General features: G+C 55.8%; 20 protein-coding genes. 15 read left to right on the forward strand and 5 right to left on the reverse strand.

Annotated features, from left to right (window positions below; genetic code table 11):
* Positions 1-6: 6 nt before the first annotated feature.
* The 9 genes from hisH (at position 7) to tatC (ending at position 4,993) form a co-directional block, all read left to right on the forward strand.
* Positions 7-654, forward strand: coding sequence for an imidazole glycerol phosphate synthase subunit HisH (gene hisH / locus U2949_RS08295; protein WP_009455481.1), 648 nt, complete (start codon positions 7-9; stop codon positions 652-654).
* A gap of 77 nt (positions 655-731) precedes the next feature.
* The gene (hisA, locus tag U2949_RS08300) at positions 732-1,472 is read left to right on the forward strand and encodes a 1-(5-phosphoribosyl)-5-[(5-phosphoribosylamino)methylideneamino]imidazole-4-carboxamide isomerase (protein ID WP_009455480.1); all 741 of its coding nucleotides are present in this window, start codon (positions 732-734) and stop codon (positions 1,470-1,472) included.
* Positions 1,469-2,260, forward strand: a complete 792-nt coding sequence (gene hisF, locus U2949_RS08305; protein WP_035269852.1) for an imidazole glycerol phosphate synthase subunit HisF — start codon at positions 1,469-1,471, stop codon at positions 2,258-2,260. Before hisA ends, hisF begins: the two co-directional genes overlap by 4 nt.
* Positions 2,260-2,664, forward strand: coding sequence for a phosphoribosyl-AMP cyclohydrolase (gene hisI / locus U2949_RS08310; protein ID WP_009455478.1), 405 nt, complete (start codon positions 2,260-2,262; stop codon positions 2,662-2,664). Before hisF ends, hisI begins: the two co-directional genes overlap by 1 nt.
* A complete protein-coding gene (locus tag U2949_RS08315) occupies positions 2,661-3,014 on the forward strand; it encodes a phosphoribosyl-ATP diphosphatase (protein ID WP_021447244.1) in 354 nt (117 codons plus the stop codon). Before hisI ends, U2949_RS08315 begins: the two co-directional genes overlap by 4 nt.
* 83 nt (positions 3,015-3,097) lie before the next feature.
* A complete protein-coding gene (locus tag U2949_RS08320) occupies positions 3,098-3,466 on the forward strand; it encodes a histidine triad nucleotide-binding protein (protein ID WP_026483636.1) in 369 nt (122 codons plus the stop codon).
* Positions 3,467-3,478: 12 nt separating this feature from the next.
* Complete coding sequence (gene tatA, locus U2949_RS08325) at positions 3,479-3,712, forward strand: Sec-independent protein translocase subunit TatA (RefSeq protein WP_021447245.1); 234 nt, start codon at positions 3,479-3,481, stop codon at positions 3,710-3,712.
* A 22-nt stretch (positions 3,713-3,734) separates the two neighbouring features.
* On the forward strand, positions 3,735-4,229 hold the full coding sequence (tatB, locus tag U2949_RS08330; RefSeq protein ID WP_257722930.1) for a Sec-independent protein translocase protein TatB: 495 nt from the start codon (positions 3,735-3,737) through the stop codon (positions 4,227-4,229).
* Complete coding sequence (tatC, locus tag U2949_RS08335; protein ID WP_009455473.1) at positions 4,226-4,993, forward strand: twin-arginine translocase subunit TatC; 768 nt, start codon at positions 4,226-4,228, stop codon at positions 4,991-4,993. Before tatB ends, tatC begins: the two co-directional genes overlap by 4 nt.
* A gap of 280 nt (positions 4,994-5,273) precedes the next feature.
* Here the strand turns inward: tatC and U2949_RS08340 are convergent, their stop codons facing one another.
* Positions 5,274-6,446 (reverse strand): S1C family serine protease, encoded by a 1,173-nt coding sequence (locus tag U2949_RS08340; RefSeq protein ID WP_026483634.1) that lies wholly within the window; start codon positions 6,444-6,446, stop codon positions 5,274-5,276.
* Between the two features lie 25 nt (positions 6,447-6,471).
* Here U2949_RS08340 and U2949_RS08345 point away from each other — a divergent pair, with 25 nt between their 5' ends.
* Positions 6,472-7,248: a Nif3-like dinuclear metal center hexameric protein gene (locus tag U2949_RS08345; protein ID WP_009455471.1), complete on the forward strand. Its 777-nt coding sequence runs from the start codon at positions 6,472-6,474 to the stop codon at positions 7,246-7,248.
* Between the two features lie 181 nt (positions 7,249-7,429).
* On the opposite strand, the gene mscL is transcribed toward U2949_RS08345, so the two are convergent.
* Entirely contained in the window at positions 7,430-7,885 is a 456-nt protein-coding gene (mscL, locus tag U2949_RS08350) for a large conductance mechanosensitive channel protein MscL (protein ID WP_009455470.1), read from the reverse strand.
* Positions 7,886-8,011: 126 nt separating this feature from the next.
* Here mscL and petA point away from each other — a divergent pair, with 126 nt between their 5' ends.
* The 5 genes from petA (at position 8,012) to U2949_RS08375 (ending at position 12,136) form a co-directional block, all read left to right on the forward strand.
* The gene (gene petA / locus U2949_RS08355; protein ID WP_026483633.1) at positions 8,012-8,656 is read left to right on the forward strand and encodes a ubiquinol-cytochrome c reductase iron-sulfur subunit; all 645 of its coding nucleotides are present in this window, start codon (positions 8,012-8,014) and stop codon (positions 8,654-8,656) included.
* A gap of 50 nt (positions 8,657-8,706) precedes the next feature.
* On the forward strand, positions 8,707-10,095 hold the full coding sequence (locus U2949_RS08360; RefSeq protein WP_009455468.1) for a cytochrome b: 1,389 nt from the start codon (positions 8,707-8,709) through the stop codon (positions 10,093-10,095).
* Positions 10,096-10,114: 19 nt separating this feature from the next.
* Positions 10,115-10,969, forward strand: a complete 855-nt coding sequence (locus U2949_RS08365; protein ID WP_009455467.1) for a cytochrome c1 — start codon at positions 10,115-10,117, stop codon at positions 10,967-10,969.
* 126 nt (positions 10,970-11,095) lie between these two features.
* On the forward strand, positions 11,096-11,704 hold the full coding sequence (locus tag U2949_RS08370) for a glutathione S-transferase N-terminal domain-containing protein (RefSeq protein ID WP_009455466.1): 609 nt from the start codon (positions 11,096-11,098) through the stop codon (positions 11,702-11,704).
* Between the two features lie 6 nt (positions 11,705-11,710).
* On the forward strand, positions 11,711-12,136 hold the full coding sequence (locus U2949_RS08375; RefSeq protein WP_009455465.1) for a ClpXP protease specificity-enhancing factor: 426 nt from the start codon (positions 11,711-11,713) through the stop codon (positions 12,134-12,136).
* A 209-nt stretch (positions 12,137-12,345) separates the two neighbouring features.
* Here U2949_RS08375 and cysW read toward each other — a convergent pair whose 3' ends face one another.
* The 3 genes from cysW to cysP are packed head-to-tail and all read right to left on the reverse strand — an operon-like array spanning position 12,346 to position 15,086.
* Positions 12,346-13,191, reverse strand: a complete 846-nt coding sequence (gene cysW, locus U2949_RS08380; protein WP_051316283.1) for a sulfate ABC transporter permease subunit CysW — start codon at positions 13,189-13,191, stop codon at positions 12,346-12,348.
* A complete protein-coding gene (gene cysT, locus U2949_RS08385; RefSeq protein WP_060185455.1) occupies positions 13,188-14,078 on the reverse strand; it encodes a sulfate ABC transporter permease subunit CysT in 891 nt (296 codons plus the stop codon). The genes cysW and cysT overlap by 4 nt, the downstream gene beginning before the upstream one ends.
* Positions 14,079-14,081: 3 nt before the next feature.
* Positions 14,082-15,086, reverse strand: a complete 1,005-nt coding sequence (cysP, locus tag U2949_RS08390) for a thiosulfate ABC transporter substrate-binding protein CysP (protein WP_026483630.1) — start codon at positions 15,084-15,086, stop codon at positions 14,082-14,084.
* Between the last annotated feature and the right edge of the window lie 120 nt (positions 15,087-15,206).

The raw sequence follows: 15,206 nt of genomic DNA on the forward strand, positions 1-15,206 counted from the left end.
CACATCGTGACCACTATCGCTATTGTCGATTACGGTTCGGGCAACATCTTCTCGGTTGCCCGAGCACTGCATGCCGCCGCACCTGATGCGCGCATCGTTCTTGCTCAAACCCCTCAAGCCATTCTGGATGCGGACCGGGTTGTATTACCCGGCCAGGGTGCCATGCCCGATTGCATGGCCCACCTGGACCAATCCGGTTTGCGCGATGCCTTGCTGACAGCCGCCCGCAACAAGCCCCTATTGGGCATCTGCGTAGGCGAACAAATGCTGTTCGATTCCAGTCAGGAAGGCAATGTCCCCTGTTTAGGTCTGATTCCCGGCCAAGTGCGCCGTTTTGAGGGCCCGAACTACAAAAGCAGCGACCACGCCTCCGGCCCCGGGCTGAAAGTGCCCCATATTGGCTGGAACCGCGTACACCAGACTCAGGATCATCCCTTATGGGCTGGCATTGAGGATGGCGCGTTCTTTTACTTTGTTCATAGCTACTTTGTCGATCCGCTGCATATAGATCAAACTTGTGGTTCGACGCACTATGGCCAACGCTTTACCTCGGCGATAGCAAACGCTAATATTTTTGCGTTGCAATGCCATCCTGAGAAAAGCGCAGACAACGGCCTGCAACTGTTCCGGAATTTCGCCAACTGGAAGCCATGATTTTTCAAGCAAGCTTCCCGGCGTTGTTCTGACTTTTTCCGACCCAGTATTTCTTACGTTTTTTACGGCTAAAGACCATGCTTTTGATTCCCGCCATCGACCTTAAAGACGGGCGTTGTGTGCGCCTTCGCCAGGGTGACCTGGACGATGCCACTATTTTCTCGGATGATCCGGCCAAAATAGCAACACAATGGCTGGAACAAGGGGCCCGGCGCCTGCATCTGGTGGACCTGAACGGCGCTTTTGCCGGCAAGCCCAAGAACAGCGAAGCCATCAAATCCATTATTGCTGCCATCGACGGTGAAATTCCCGTACAGATTGGCGGTGGTATCCGCGACCTGGATACCATCGAGCGCTATCTGGACGCTGGCATGAGCTATGTCATTATTGGCACTGCCGCTGTCAAAAGCCCTGGTTTCCTGCAAGACGCCTGCAGCGCCTTTCCTGGCAACATCATTGTTGGCCTGGATGCCCGTGACGGCAAAATCGCCACCGACGGCTGGAGCAAGCTGACCCGCCACGACGTACTGGATCTGGCCAAGAAATTTGAAGACTACGGCTGCGAATCCATTATCTACACCGATATTGGCCGCGACGGCATGCTCACTGGCGTGAACATCGAAGCCACCGTCAAGCTGTCCCAGCACGTGAAGATTCCCGTCATCGCCTCCGGCGGTGTCACCAACCTGAAAGACATTGAAGACCTGTGTGCCGTAGAGCACGAAGGCATCGAAGGTGTGATTTTGGGTCGAAGCATTTACGAAGGCACCCTGAATTTTGCCGAGGCGCAAACCTTCGCTGACGAGTACCAGGCATGAGCCAGGACGTCACCAATGAATTAGCCTGCCGCATCATTCCTTGTCTGGACGTGACCGCTGGCCGTGTGGTCAAAGGCATCAACTTTGTGGATCTGGTCGATGCCGGAGACCCGGTCGAGATCGCCCGCAAGTACAACGACCAGGGTGCCGACGAACTGACCTTCCTGGACATTACGGCCACCTCGGACAACCGTGATCTGATCTTGCCCATCATCGAACAGGTGGCCAGCCAGATTTTCATCCCCCTGACAGTGGGCGGTGGTGTGCGCGAAGTAGCCGACATCCAGCGCCTGCTCAATGCCGGTGCGGACAAGGTGTCCATTAACAGCGCCGCCATCAGCAACCCCGACCTGGTGCGTGCTGCCAGCGATCACCATGGCAAGCAATGCATGGTCGTCGCCATTGATGCACGCCGTGTCAGTGCTGAGAACGAAGCACCACGCTGGGAAGTCTTTACCCACGGCGGTCGTCGTGGAACCGGCCTGGACGTGGTGGAATGGGCAGCCCGCATGGCCGAATATGGCGCCGGCGAACTGCTGCTGACCAGCATGGACCGCGACGGCACCAAATCCGGCTTTGATCTGGAACTGACTCGTGCCGTGTCCGAGGCGGTCTCCGTTCCCGTTATCGCCTCTGGTGGAGTGGGCGGCCTGCAAGACCTGGCCGATGGCGTGATCAAGGGCGGCGCCAGTGCCGTACTGGCCGCCAGCATCTTCCACTACGGTCAACACACTATTGCCGAAGCCAAGGATTTCATGGCTGCGCAAGGTATTCAGGTGCGACGCTAATGGCTGACTTACCGGCCTGGCTGGCTGAAATCCGCTTTGACGAACAAGGCTTGATCCCCGCGATTGCGCAGGACCAGGCCACGGGCAAAATCTTGATGGTCGCCTGGATGAACCAGGAGTCCCTGCAAGAGACCGTCAGCACTGGCCGCGCCGTGTACTGGTCGCGTTCCCGCCAGCGTCTGTGGCGCAAGGGCGAGGAATCCGGTCACGTACAGCATGTCAGCGACCTGCGCCTGGACTGTGATGGCGACGTTATTTTGCTTAGCGTGGAGCAGGTTGGCCAGATCGCCTGTCATACGGGTCGTGAAAGCTGCTTTTATCGCCAGCTGCAAGGCCAGAGCGATCAGGCACAATGGGTGGCGGTTGACCCCGTCCTGAAAGACCCGGAGCATATTTACCGATGAGCGAACAACCTACTGTCGAGACCATCCTCGATCATCTTGGCCGTACCCTGAAGTCCCGCCTGCCTGCACAAGGCGGGGACCCATCCTCTTCCTACGCCGCCAAGCTGCTGGCCAAGGGACCGGATGCATTCCTGAAGAAAATCGGGGAAGAAGCGACCGAGCTGGTCATGGCTGCCAAGGATGAAGAACGCGAGCGCATCGTCTACGAAACGGCAGACCTGTGGTTTCATAGCCTGGTGGCCCTGACTTACTACGGTCTGGAGCCCCGCGATGTCCTGACAGAACTGCTGCGCCGCGAAGGTACATCAGGCCTGGAAGAAAAAGCTTCGCGCCCTAAGGACCAGGTGTAATTCTGTCATTTAGACGCGCTACACTGTCCTGATACCTAGATTTTTGGCACTTGCCCAGCAAGTGCTTCGCTACCGAGGTTGCTATGAGCGAGAACTGTCTGTTTTGTAAAATTGCTGCCGATCAGATCCCGTCCAAAAAAGTGTACGAGGACGAGGACTTTCTGGCATTTCACGACATCAACCCAGCTGCACCTATCCATATCCTGGTAATCCCCAAGAAACACGTCGTGTCCATGCAGGACGTATCAGGTCAGGATAGCGAATGGTTGGGTAAAATGATGGCTTTGGCACCTTCCCTGGCCGCAAAGGCTGGTTGTCGCCCCGGCCCTGAAGGCGGTTTCCGCATTGTCATCAACAACGGTTTGGATGGCGGGCAGGAAATCAACCATTTACACATGCACATCTTGGGCGGTGAGCGCCCATGGCAACAACGCGCAGCCATGGCTGCTTAAGGGAGATACATTATGGGTAGCTTTAGCATTTGGCACTGGCTGATCGTTCTGGTCATCGTTGCCCTGGTTTTCGGCACCAAGAAACTGCGTAATATCGGCTCGGATCTGGGCGGTGCAGTCAAAGGTTTCAAAGAAGGCATGAAAGACGTGGGTGAAGAAGAAAAAACACCCGAAACCGTCAGCCAACGCGCTGCCGATCCTCAAACGATCGACGTGCAGGCCAAGGAAAAATCCGATCGCGCCTGATCCCCTTCTTGTGTGAGTCTGAATGTTTGATGTCAGCTTTAGCGAACTGCTCCTGATTGGAGTGGTTGCCCTGATCGTCATCGGTCCCGAACGTCTTCCTAAAGTAGCGCGCACCGTCGGCCATTTGCTTGGCCGCGCGCAGCGCTACGTTAACGAGGTCAAGACCGATATCCAACGCGAAATCAATCTGGATGAGGTGAACAAGCTCAAAGACCAGATGGAGGACGCCGCGCGCTCGGTGCGCAGTTCGGTCGAGGACACGGGCAAAAGCATCAGCCAGCCTCTGACAGAAGCCCGCGACACCCTGCAAAACGCGTCGGAGTCCGCACGCAAGGCCTTCTCGGATACCGCCGAGAGCGTCAAGGCGAGCCCCGACGCCACCCCCGCGAAAGAATCGGCTGCCAGTCAGCCCGATACGGATGCAGCCGCCCAGCCAGCGCCCAGTGCGCTAGCCAGTGACGACGCTCCCCGTCCTACGGATGCTCCCGCCCAACCCTCTAAAGGACCGACGGCATGAGCACCGAAGCGCCTCAAGAAGATACCTTCATCTCCCACCTGGTCGAGCTGCGGACACGCCTGCTGCGCGCGGTCATTGCCGTGGTCGGGATTTTTATCGTGCTGTTTACGTATCCTGGCGCTTCGGCCATTTATGATGTGCTGGCCCAGCCCATGATGAGCTCTCTGCCCGAGGGTACGCGCATGATTGCCACCGGGGTGATTACCCCCTTCATGGTGCCGGTCAAAGTCACCTTGATGGCATCGTTCGTATTGGCCTTGCCTATCGTGCTCTACCAGGCATGGGCCTTTATTGCGCCTGGTTTGTACAACCACGAAAAGAAGCTGGCTTTGCCGCTGATCATGACCAGCACTTTGCTGTTCATTGCCGGCATGGCGTTTTGTTATTTCGTGGTGTTCCGCACCGTATTTCACTTCATCGCCTCGTTTGCCCCGCAATCGATTACACCAGCACCGGACATCGAAGCCTATCTGGGCTTTGTCATGACCATGTTCCTGGCCTTTGGCATTACCTTTGAAGTGCCTATCGCCGTGATTTTGCTGGTGAAAACAGGCGTTGTAACAGTAGCCAAGCTGCGCGAAATCCGTGGTTATGTAATTGTGGGCGCGTTTGTAATCGCCGCTATCGTGACCCCGCCCGATGTGGTCAGCCAGATCTTGTTGGCCGCCCCGCTATGCCTGCTTTATGAATTAGGGATTCTGGCCGCCAGCCTGATCAAGAAACGGGAAGCGGAAAACAGCGAAGGCCGCGAGCTGGATCTGTAAAACGATCAAAGCGACACCTGTTTGTACGCGCTACACGGCGTCCAGACCCAAAAATGGCTCTCTTGCCTTGCTCCAAAAGGAGTAGCCCAGAGAGCCATTTTTTTAGATACCTTGCCAAGCCTTTGCGCCACTACGATCTGCAAAACAGCGTAGCCAAATGCAAATCGCCTGACCATACAAGCATCAACACACTACCCAAGAGCCTGTACGGCCTGCAAGGCCATGAACGCATCTCTACACCCTTTCAGTGAACTCCAGCGAAGAGGAGAAGCTGCTGACCCTATTTGCGCACCTGAGGTCGCATACCAACCTTGACGGGAACGTCCAGCTCCTTGCCATCGCGCAATACGCTCAATGTCACGGTCTGCCCGGGTTGCACTGGGCCAATCTGATTGAGCAGGCCAATTGAATCGGCCACTTGCTGACCATTCAAGCGCAACACTATATCGCCCACCTGCAAATGCGCCTCGGCAGCCGGACCGTGACGTTGCACACTGGCAATAATCACACCTGCATCACTCTTTAGTTTGAAAGACTTGATCAGGTCCGGGGTAATGTCCTGTGGCTCCAGGCCCAGCCAGCCGCGCGTCACTTCACCATTACGGATAATTTCGTTCATGATGGCCAGCGCAGTCGAGGACGGAATGGCAAAACCGATACCCAGCGAACCGCCCGTTTCGGAATAAATAGCCGTATTAATTCCCACCAAACGGCCAACCGCATCCACCAGGGCCCCGCCCGAGTTGCCGGGATTAATGGCGGCATCGGTCTGAATGAAGTTTTCGTAAATATTGATGCCCAGGCGATTGCGTCCCAAGCCGGAGACAATGCCCATCGTTGTGGTCTGACCCACCCCAAAGGGGTTACCGATGGCCAGTACTACATCGCCCACCTGCAATTGATCCTGTTCCTGGGTCTGAATCACAGCCAGCTTGGGCAGATCCACTTTCAGCACGGCCAGATCGCTTTCAGGGTCCGAGCCAATCAGACGCGCCTTGGCCTGACGTCCATCCGATAATGCCACCTCGATGGCATCAGCCGCTTCAATCACGTGGTAATTGGTCAGGATATAACCCTGCTCGTGTACGATCACGCCCGAACCCAGGTTGATTGTGGAGCGGCGGCCCATCAAGTCGGGCAGTTCGCGAAACAGGCGCTGCAGATCAGGATCTTCCAGCAAGGGAGAATTGCCTTCCAAATGCTTGCTGGTGTACACATTAACGACCGCAGGCGCGGCGCTAGTGACAGCCGAGGCATAAGACAGCGGGCCATCCTGCTCCATAGCAGGCGCGGGGATCAGGGACGGAACCGGTGCAGGCAAAACCACCGCATTCGTAGAACGGACGGGAGCCTCGGGCGCGCCCACCCACTGCGGTCGCAGCGTCACTACAATAAAAAAGCCCGCCAGACAAATTGTCACCGCTTGAGCAAACACTAGCCACAATCGACGCATAGCACTCTTTCAGATAAGGATTTCCATGACTCAGGTTTCAACAGCCGAACTGGCCAGCTGGCTCAATAGCACCTTGGATGTCGCCCGTTTCAAGGACTATTGTCCCAATGGGCTTCAGGTCGAAGGCAAACCCTATATTGGCAAACTCGTCACCGGCGTGACGGCCTCGCTGGCACTGATTGATGCCGCTATTGCCCGCCAGGCGGACGCAATTTTGGTGCACCACGGCTGGTTCTGGAAAAACGAAAACCCGTGCATTGTAGGCGCCCGAAAAACTCGCATCGAACGCGTCCTGACGCATCAGCTTAACCTCTTGGGCTATCACCTGCCCCTGGACGCTCACCCTGTCCTGGGCAATAACGCCCAGTTGGCTCGCCAGTTAGGCATCGAGGTGCTGCGCGACGCAGACGGCGTGGCACAAACCTGTGGTCCGGATGGACTGGTCTGGCTGGGTGAACTGCCAACCCCAGTTTCACTGGAAACATTCAGCCTGACAGTTTGCAATAATTTACAACGGCAGCCACTGGTTGTTGGCGATTTACAACGGAAAATCCGCCGAATAGCTTGGTGCACGGGAGGGGCACAGGGCTTTATTGATAGCGCCATCGCCGCGCAGGCCGATCTCTACATCAGCGGCGAGGCTTCGGAACAGACATTTCACAGTGCACAGGAAAACAATATTGCCTTCATGGCAGCCGGCCATCATGCAACCGAACGCTATGGGGCCAAGGCTTTGGGCGAAGAAATCGCTCGCCAGTTTGGCATAGAAGTGGAGTTCATCGATCTGGACAACCCGATCTGATTTCATCAAAAACCCGCACATATGACCTTGAACAAGCTTTAAAGCGCCACAGGCTAGACAAGCCCAGGCCCTGAAAGGCTAAAATCAGGCATCCGGCGCGGGCAAACTTGACCCTGCCGGTGGGTTTACATAAACAAAAAGGTGCCGCAAGGCACCTTAAAGCTTTGATAAGTCTGGGCTTTTATTTTTTCAGCGAATCCCTGATCTCGCGCAGCAAGATGACGTCTTCAGGGGTTGGTTCGGGTACGGCCTCAGCAGCTTCAGCCTTGGCCACGGTGGCACGCATACGGTTAATCATCTTGACCATGCAAAACACCACGAAGGCCAGCAAGATGAAGTTGATGAAAATGGTCAGGAAGTTACCCCACGACAAAACAACAGCGCCGGCCGCATTCAGAGCTTCCAGGGTTTCTGGGCCGGTAAAGCCCTCTGGTGTACGCAAGACCGTGAACTGGTTGGTAAAATCCACTTCGCCGCCAAGGATGAAACTGATGACGGGCATGACGATGTCTTTTACCAGCGAGTCGATAATCTTGCCAAAAGCAGCGCCAATAATGACACCGACCGCAAGGTCCATCATGTTGCCCTTAACTGCGAACTCCCGGAATTCGTTCAGGAAACCTCGAGCCTTGTTCATATGTTCACCTTTGATCAAGTTATGCTGCGCTGGGTAACGCGTATAATGTGCGGTTGAATAATATACCCAGGCCCAAATCCGTAAATTGTGGTATTGCCCGAGTCGGGCAGGAATAAGGATACTAGAATGAGTCAGAATACGACACAGCCCGATGCCAGAGGCGCGGTTGATTTCAATCTTCCGCCCGATCCTTCGCGCCGCACCTGGGTCGCCACCGCCTGTGCATTAGGTGGTGTCGCTGGTGTGGCGACAGCTGTTCCCTTTGTCAGCTCCTTTGCTCCTTCCGAGAAAGCAAAAGCGGCCGGCGCTCCCGTAGAGGTCGATATTTCCGGTATCGCCCCCGGTCAGATGCGCACCGTGGAATGGCGCGGGAAACCCGTCTGGATTCTGCACCGCACCAAAGAGCAGCTGGATGCACTGCCCAAGCTGGACAGCCAGTTGGCCGACCCTGACTCGGATCGCCCCGGTTACACCCCTGCGTACGCCAAGAACGAATATCGTTCGCGTCGCCCTGAAATCTTTATCTGTATCGGTATCTGCACCCACCTGGGTTGCTCCCCTACCCCGCATCTGGCTGCTGGCGCTGGCGCTGGTCTGCCCGGCGGTTGGGAAGGCGGCTTTCTGTGCCCCTGCCACGGCTCCACGTTCGACCTGGCCGGCCGCGTCTACAGCAACAAGCCTGCTCCAGACAATCTGGAAATCCCGCCCTACGAGTTCTCGGCTGACGGCACGATGGTTACCATCGGCGTAGACGAAAACAACAAGGCCTAAGGCGGCTGTAACCCAATACGTACTATTTAAAAAGATAAAGGAGCCGTTTCATGGCTGGCGAGAAAACCGTCGAAACGACAGGACTCTTGGGATGGATTGACAGGCGTTTCCCCCTGACATCCATGTACAAAGAGCACATGTCAGAATATTACGCGCCGAAGAACTTCAACTTCTGGTACTTCTTTGGCTCTCTGGCACTGCTGGTGCTGGTTATCCAGATCGTGACTGGTATTTTCCTGGTCATGAACTACAAGCCTGATGCCAAGCTGGCCTTTGAGTCGGTTGAATACATCATGCGTGAAGTGCCCGGTGGCTGGATCATCCGCTACATGCACTCCACAGGCGCTTCCATGTTCTTCGTGGTGGTGTACCTGCACATGCTGCGCGGCTTGTTCTACGGTTCTTACCGCAAGCCACGTGAACTGGTCTGGATCTTTGGCGTTGCCATTTTCCTCTGTCTGATGGCTGAAGCCTTCATGGGCTACCTGCTGCCATGGGGCCAGATGTCCTACTGGGGCGCCCAGGTGATTGTGAACCTGTTCTCGGCCATTCCTTTCATTGGTCCTGATCTGGCTATTTTCATCCGTGGTGACTACGTGGTGTCCGACGCCACCCTGAACCGCTTCTTTGCTCTGCACGTGATTGCGGTGCCTCTGGTCCTGCTGGGTCTGGTTGTGGCTCACCTGATCGCTCTGCACGAAGTGGGTTCCAACAACCCCGACGGCGTGGAAATCAAGAAAGGCCCCAAAGACGCTCAAGGTCGTCCTTTGGATGGCATCCCCTTCCACCCTTACTACACCGTACACGACATCCTGGGTGTGGCGGGCTTCCTGATTGTGTTTGCCGCGATTGTGTTCTTTGCCCCTGAAATGGGCGGCTACTTCCTGGAGTTCAACAACTTCAGCCCTGCCGATGCACTGAAGACTCCTCCGCACATTGCTCCTGTCTGGTACTTCACGCCGTTCTACTCCATGCTGCGTGCCACGACTGCCGACTTTACCTGGGTTCTGGCCGGTGCTTCCGTGCTGGGTGCTCTGGTGCTGTTCGTCAAAGGCAAGCTGCCCGGTATCTGGCGCCTGGTCGTACCCGCTGTCCTGATCGCTGTTGCTGTGCTGCTGCGTGTTATCGACGCCAAGTTCTGGGGCGTGGTGGCCATGGGTGGTACGGTCGTGATCCTGTTCTTCCTGCCTTGGCTGGATAAATCGCCTGTGAAGTCGATTCGCTACCGTCCTACCTGGCACAAAGTGCTGTACGCGATTTTCATCATCAACTTCCTGATCTTGGGTTACCTGGGCACACAGGCTCCGAACGATTTGTTCAACCTGCTGAGCCAGATCGGTACGGTGATCTACCTGGCCTTCTTCCTGCTGATGCCAGTATGGAGCCGCATGGGTACGTTCAAACCCGAACCTGATCGCGTGACTTTCCGCCCTCACTAGGCCCCCAACACGAAACGGAATGACCATGATTAAGAAACTGCTTGGCGCTCTGGCCTTGTCCCTTACCTGCACGGTGGCTGGTGCCGCCGAAGGTGGCTATGCCCTGGAGCGCGCGCCCGACCGCATGAATGACATGGCGGCGTTGCAAAATGGCGCAAAACTGTTTGTGAACTACTGTCTGAACTGTCATAGCGCCAACTCCATGCGCTACAACAAGCTGACAGACATCGGCCTGACCGAAGAGGACATCAAGAAAAACTTGCTGTTCTCCTCGGACAAGGTGGGTGATCTGATGAAGATCGCCATGACCCCCGAAATGGGCAAGAAGTGGTTTGGCGCTGCTCCTCCGGACCTGTCCGTGATTGCGCGTGCCAAGTCCACCAACCTGGGCCCTAGCGGCGCGGACTACATCTACACCTACTTGCGCACTTTCTACCGTGACGCATCCCGCCCAACCGGCTGGGATAACCTGGTCTTCCCAAGCGTGGGTATGCCTCACGCCATGTGGGAGCGCCAAGGTGGCGTCACCTTGCACCGCACGACCGTGGCTCAGGAAGCCAAGGACGATGGCAGCAAGGAATGGGTCAAGACCACGGCTACTTACGATCCAGCCGGCTTCTCCGACGTCAAGAAAGAAGTATTGGCCGATTACACCGGTCACGCTACTGACACCGTCAAGCTTGAGCCTGTTAACGCCAAGGCCGCTGCCAAATACGACAGCGACGTGGCCGACCTGGCCAACTTCATGGACTGGATGGCCGAGCCTGTGCAGCTGGAGCGCAAGAAAATTGGCGTGGGCGTGATCCTGTTCCTGCTCTTGTTCTTTGCCGTTGCATGGCGCCTGAACAGCGTTTTCTGGAAAGACATCAAGTAAAACGCTATGCTAGACGGGCAGGCCTAACTAGCCTGCCCGGCTTTTTATTGTTAAAACCCCTTGCAGGGTTTTAAATTCTGAGCCGTGAGGCTCTTGTTTTTATTTCTACGACTGGAATCTCCTACCATGATGGTGCTCTACTCTGGAACAACTTGCCCATTCTCACAGCGCTGCCGTTTCGTGTTGTTTGAAAAAGGCATGGATTTCGAGATCCGCGACATCGACTTGTACAACAAGCCTGAAGATATCGCCGTCATGAACCCCTACGGACAGGTGCCGATCCTGGTAGAACGTGACCTGATCTTGTACGAATCGAACATCATCAATGAATACATTGATGAGCGTTTCCCGCATCCTCAGCTGATGCCTGCGGACCCCACCATGCGCGCCCGCACACGCCTGTTCCTGTACAACTTCGAAAAGGAACTGTTTGTACACGTGGCCGCCCTGGAAGACCGCCGCAACGCGGATGCCAAGGCACAAGAACTGGCCCGTCAGCAAATCCGCAACCACTTGTCGCAGCTGGCTCCCATCTTGCTGAAGAACAAGTACATGCTGGGCGAAGAGTTCTCCATGCTGGACGTGGCGATCGCTCCCCTGCTCTGGCGCCTGGACCACTACGGTATCGAACTGCCCAAGAGCGCTGCTCCTGTGCAAAAGTACGCCGAGCGCGTGTTCTCGCGTCCTGCTTACATTGAAGCACTGACTCCTTCCGAAAAAGTCATGCGTCGCTAATCCACTATGCAAGAAACCTCGACCAAGCCTTACCTGCTGCGCGCTCTACATGAATGGTGTTCCGACCACGGATACACCCCACATATCGTGGTCACGGTAGACGCCAACACGGTTGTTCCACGCGGCCATATTCAGGATGGTCAAATCACCCTGAATATCGGGCATCTGGCCACCAATGGCCTGATTCTGGGCAACGACTACATTGAATTCCAGGCCCGCTTTGGCGGCGTCACGGAAGACATTTTCGTACCCGTGGCAGCTGTATCGGCCATCTACGCACGCGAAACAGGCGCTGGTATGGGTTTTGAAGTGGTGGAGTCCGAGCCTTACGCAGAAGGTGACACACCGGACGCCGCTCCTGAAGCTGCACCGGAAGCTCCCGCTGCCAAGAAAGACGCTGACAAGGTCTCGCACCTGAAGATCGTCAAATAAGGCGCGTTCGACGCAGACAAAAATAGAGCCCCGCATGGGGCTCTATTTGTTTGGGTTCCAAGCTCGGCATTCACCCACGCTTTGGCTTGGCTTGGCTTGGCTTGGCTTGGCTTGGCTTGGCAGATCAGTATCAGGTACTTGAACCACCTCAGGGAATACTCAGCCACCTAACGCCACTGAAAATACTTCCCAAGCCCCCAGCCCACCATCTACCCTTGCACTGCCTCCGCTTGATTACGGCGACGTCCAGCCGCCACACGCCACTCCAGCAGGCTCTTGAGCATCACGGACACAATCGCGAACACCGCCAGCAACGCAGCCGCTGTAAAAGCCGCTGCCGCCTTGTTATCGTTGTTCAGCTGATCCACCAGCAAGGACAAGGTCAGAGTCTGATTCATGATGGTGCCCGACACCACAGACACGGCGCCAAACTCCCCAATCGCACGGGCATTGGTCAACACCACACCATAGAGCAAGGCCCATTTGATATCCGGCAGCGTCACATGCCAGAAGATCTGCCAGCCATTGGCGCCCAGACTTAGAGCAGCCGCTTGTGCATCCGAACCCTGAGCCTGCATGATGGGAATCAGGATACGAGCCACATAAGGCGTCGTCACAAAGATAGTGACCATCAGAATACCCGGCCAGGCGAACATCAACTGGATATCACGCGCACTTAGCCACTGCCCCAGGGACGACTCCACACCGTAGACCACCAGGTAACACAGGCCCGCCACCACCGGAGAGACCGCGTAAGGCAAATCCACCAAGGTACTTAGCAAACGACGACCACGGAACTGGTAATGCGTCAGACACCAGGCCAGCAAGATGCCAAAGACCATATTCAGGGGCACCGTCAGCACCGCCACGAACAAAGTCAGCCCGATGGCATGCAGCATATAGTCCTCTTGCAGATTGCTCCACAAGGCGGGCAAGCCGTCGCCCAAAGCTTTGGAGAAAATCAGTACCAAGGGGACTACCAGCAGCCCCAGCACCAACACAATGCCCAAGGCCAAAATCAGGCGGTCTGCCGTGCTTTTAGGTGTTTTTCTCATGGTGCCCTCCGCTGCCAGCCTAATAGACGATTCTGCACCATCTGCAAGGTGAACAAGAGCAGCAAGGATGCGATCAAGATCACCGAGGCAATCGCGGCAGCGGCCGGGTAATTGAACTCTTGCAGCCGCACAAAAATCATCAGGGACGACACTTCAGTTTTGAAGGGAATATTGCCCGCAATCATGATGACTGCGCCGAACTCACCCAAGCTACGAATAAAGGCTTGAGACGCTCCAGTCACCAGAGCAGGAATCAGCGGTGGGAACACCACCTTGCTGAAGGTCTGCCAGCCACTGGCACCCAGTGTGTGGGCAACCTCTTCATACTCGGCACCCAGCTCTTCAATCACGGGCTGCACGATACGCACCACAAAGGGCAAACTGGTGAACGTCATGGCCAACACAATACCGGGGTATTGATAAGCAACCTTCCAACCCTCCGGCAGAAACTGGCCAAACCAGCCACCAGGCACAAATAGCGTCGCCAAGGTCAAACCTGCTACCGACGTTGGCAAGGCAAATGGCAGGTCCACCAAAGCATCAATCAAACGCCGCCCGGGAAATTCAAAACGCGTGATAATCCAGGCAATGATGAAGCCCACCACACTGGCAATCACAGTGGAATAAAACGCGGCACTGATCGTGACCTGATAACTGCTGACAACACGTTTATCAGTCACTGCACGCCAATAATCGGCCAGGCTCATGTCACTGACGTACATGAACAAGGCCGACAAAGGCAGCAGCACAATAATGGACAGGTACAGGACGCTAAAGCCAAAGCTCAGTCCAAAACCCGGCATGACGGGGCGGCGCAGAAAGAAGATGGGCTTTAGCGCAGTCTTCGCCCCGGAATCCTGCGCCCCGCCCACAAGAGTACGACTCATGAATTACTTGGCCAGCAACTGGTCCAACACCCCGTTAGCAGCAAAATGGCGGCTCTGGATTTCAGTCCAGGAACCCAGAACATCAGTAGGATTGATCAGCTTGACTGGCGCGTACTTGGACTCGAACTCCTTGGCCACGGCAGGATCCGTCACACGGTAGTTGAAACCAGCCAGCAGGCGCTGGATCTCGGGGGTGTACTGGAACTTCAGGTATTCGGTTGCTTCCTTGCGAGTGCCTTTCTGATCGACCACACGGTCCACCACGGCGACAGGGAACTCGGCCAATACGCTGACGGGTGGCACCACCACTTCCAGCTCGCTGCCCTTGAACTCATCGCTGGCAGCAATATTGATCACTTCGGATTCAAAGGTCAGCAAAACGTCGCCCTGACCATTCTGGGCAAACGCCACGGTCGCACCACGACCACCTGTGGGGAAGCTTTCTACATTCCCCAGCACCTTGCCGACAAACTCCTTGATCTTGGCCTCATCACCGCCGAATGCTTCGTTGGCATACAGCCAGGAAGCCAGGTAGGTATAGCGGGCATTGCCCGAGGTCTTGGGGTTCGGGAACACCAGCTTCACGTCGTCACGCACAAGATCGTCCCAGGACTTGATGTTCTTGGGATTGCCCTTGCGCACCAGAAAAGCGATGGTGCTGTAGTAAGGCGAGCTATTGTTCGGGAACTTAGTGGCCCAATCCTTGGCAACTGCACCGCGCTCGGCCAGGAACTCAATATCGGTAACCTGGTTGAAAGTAACGGTGTCTACTTTCTTGCCCTGGATAATGTCCTGGGCTTGGCGGGAAGTGCCGGCAAAAGACTGGTCAATCTTGATGTCTTCACCAGTCGTCGCTTTCCAGTGTTCAACAAACTTGGGGTTGATCGCCGCAAAGGTCTCGCGCGCCACGTCAAACGAGGCGTTCAGCAAAGAAACCTGGGCACTGGCCGTGCCACCCAGCAAAGACACAAACAACAAGGCAGAGCCAACAACAGACTTCAATTTCATGGTGTTCCCCAAAGGTCCCGGACGCGGCCTTCGGAGCCCGTCACTGATGTTCAATCGCGTGCTATCTATATAAGCGCAGCTTGGATAGATCAGATTATGGGTAGGGGAAAAGGCATTTAA

The organism is Alcaligenes phenolicus, assembly GCF_032063905.1.
Taxonomy (GTDB): domain Bacteria; phylum Pseudomonadota; class Gammaproteobacteria; order Burkholderiales; family Burkholderiaceae_B; genus Alcaligenes; species Alcaligenes phenolicus.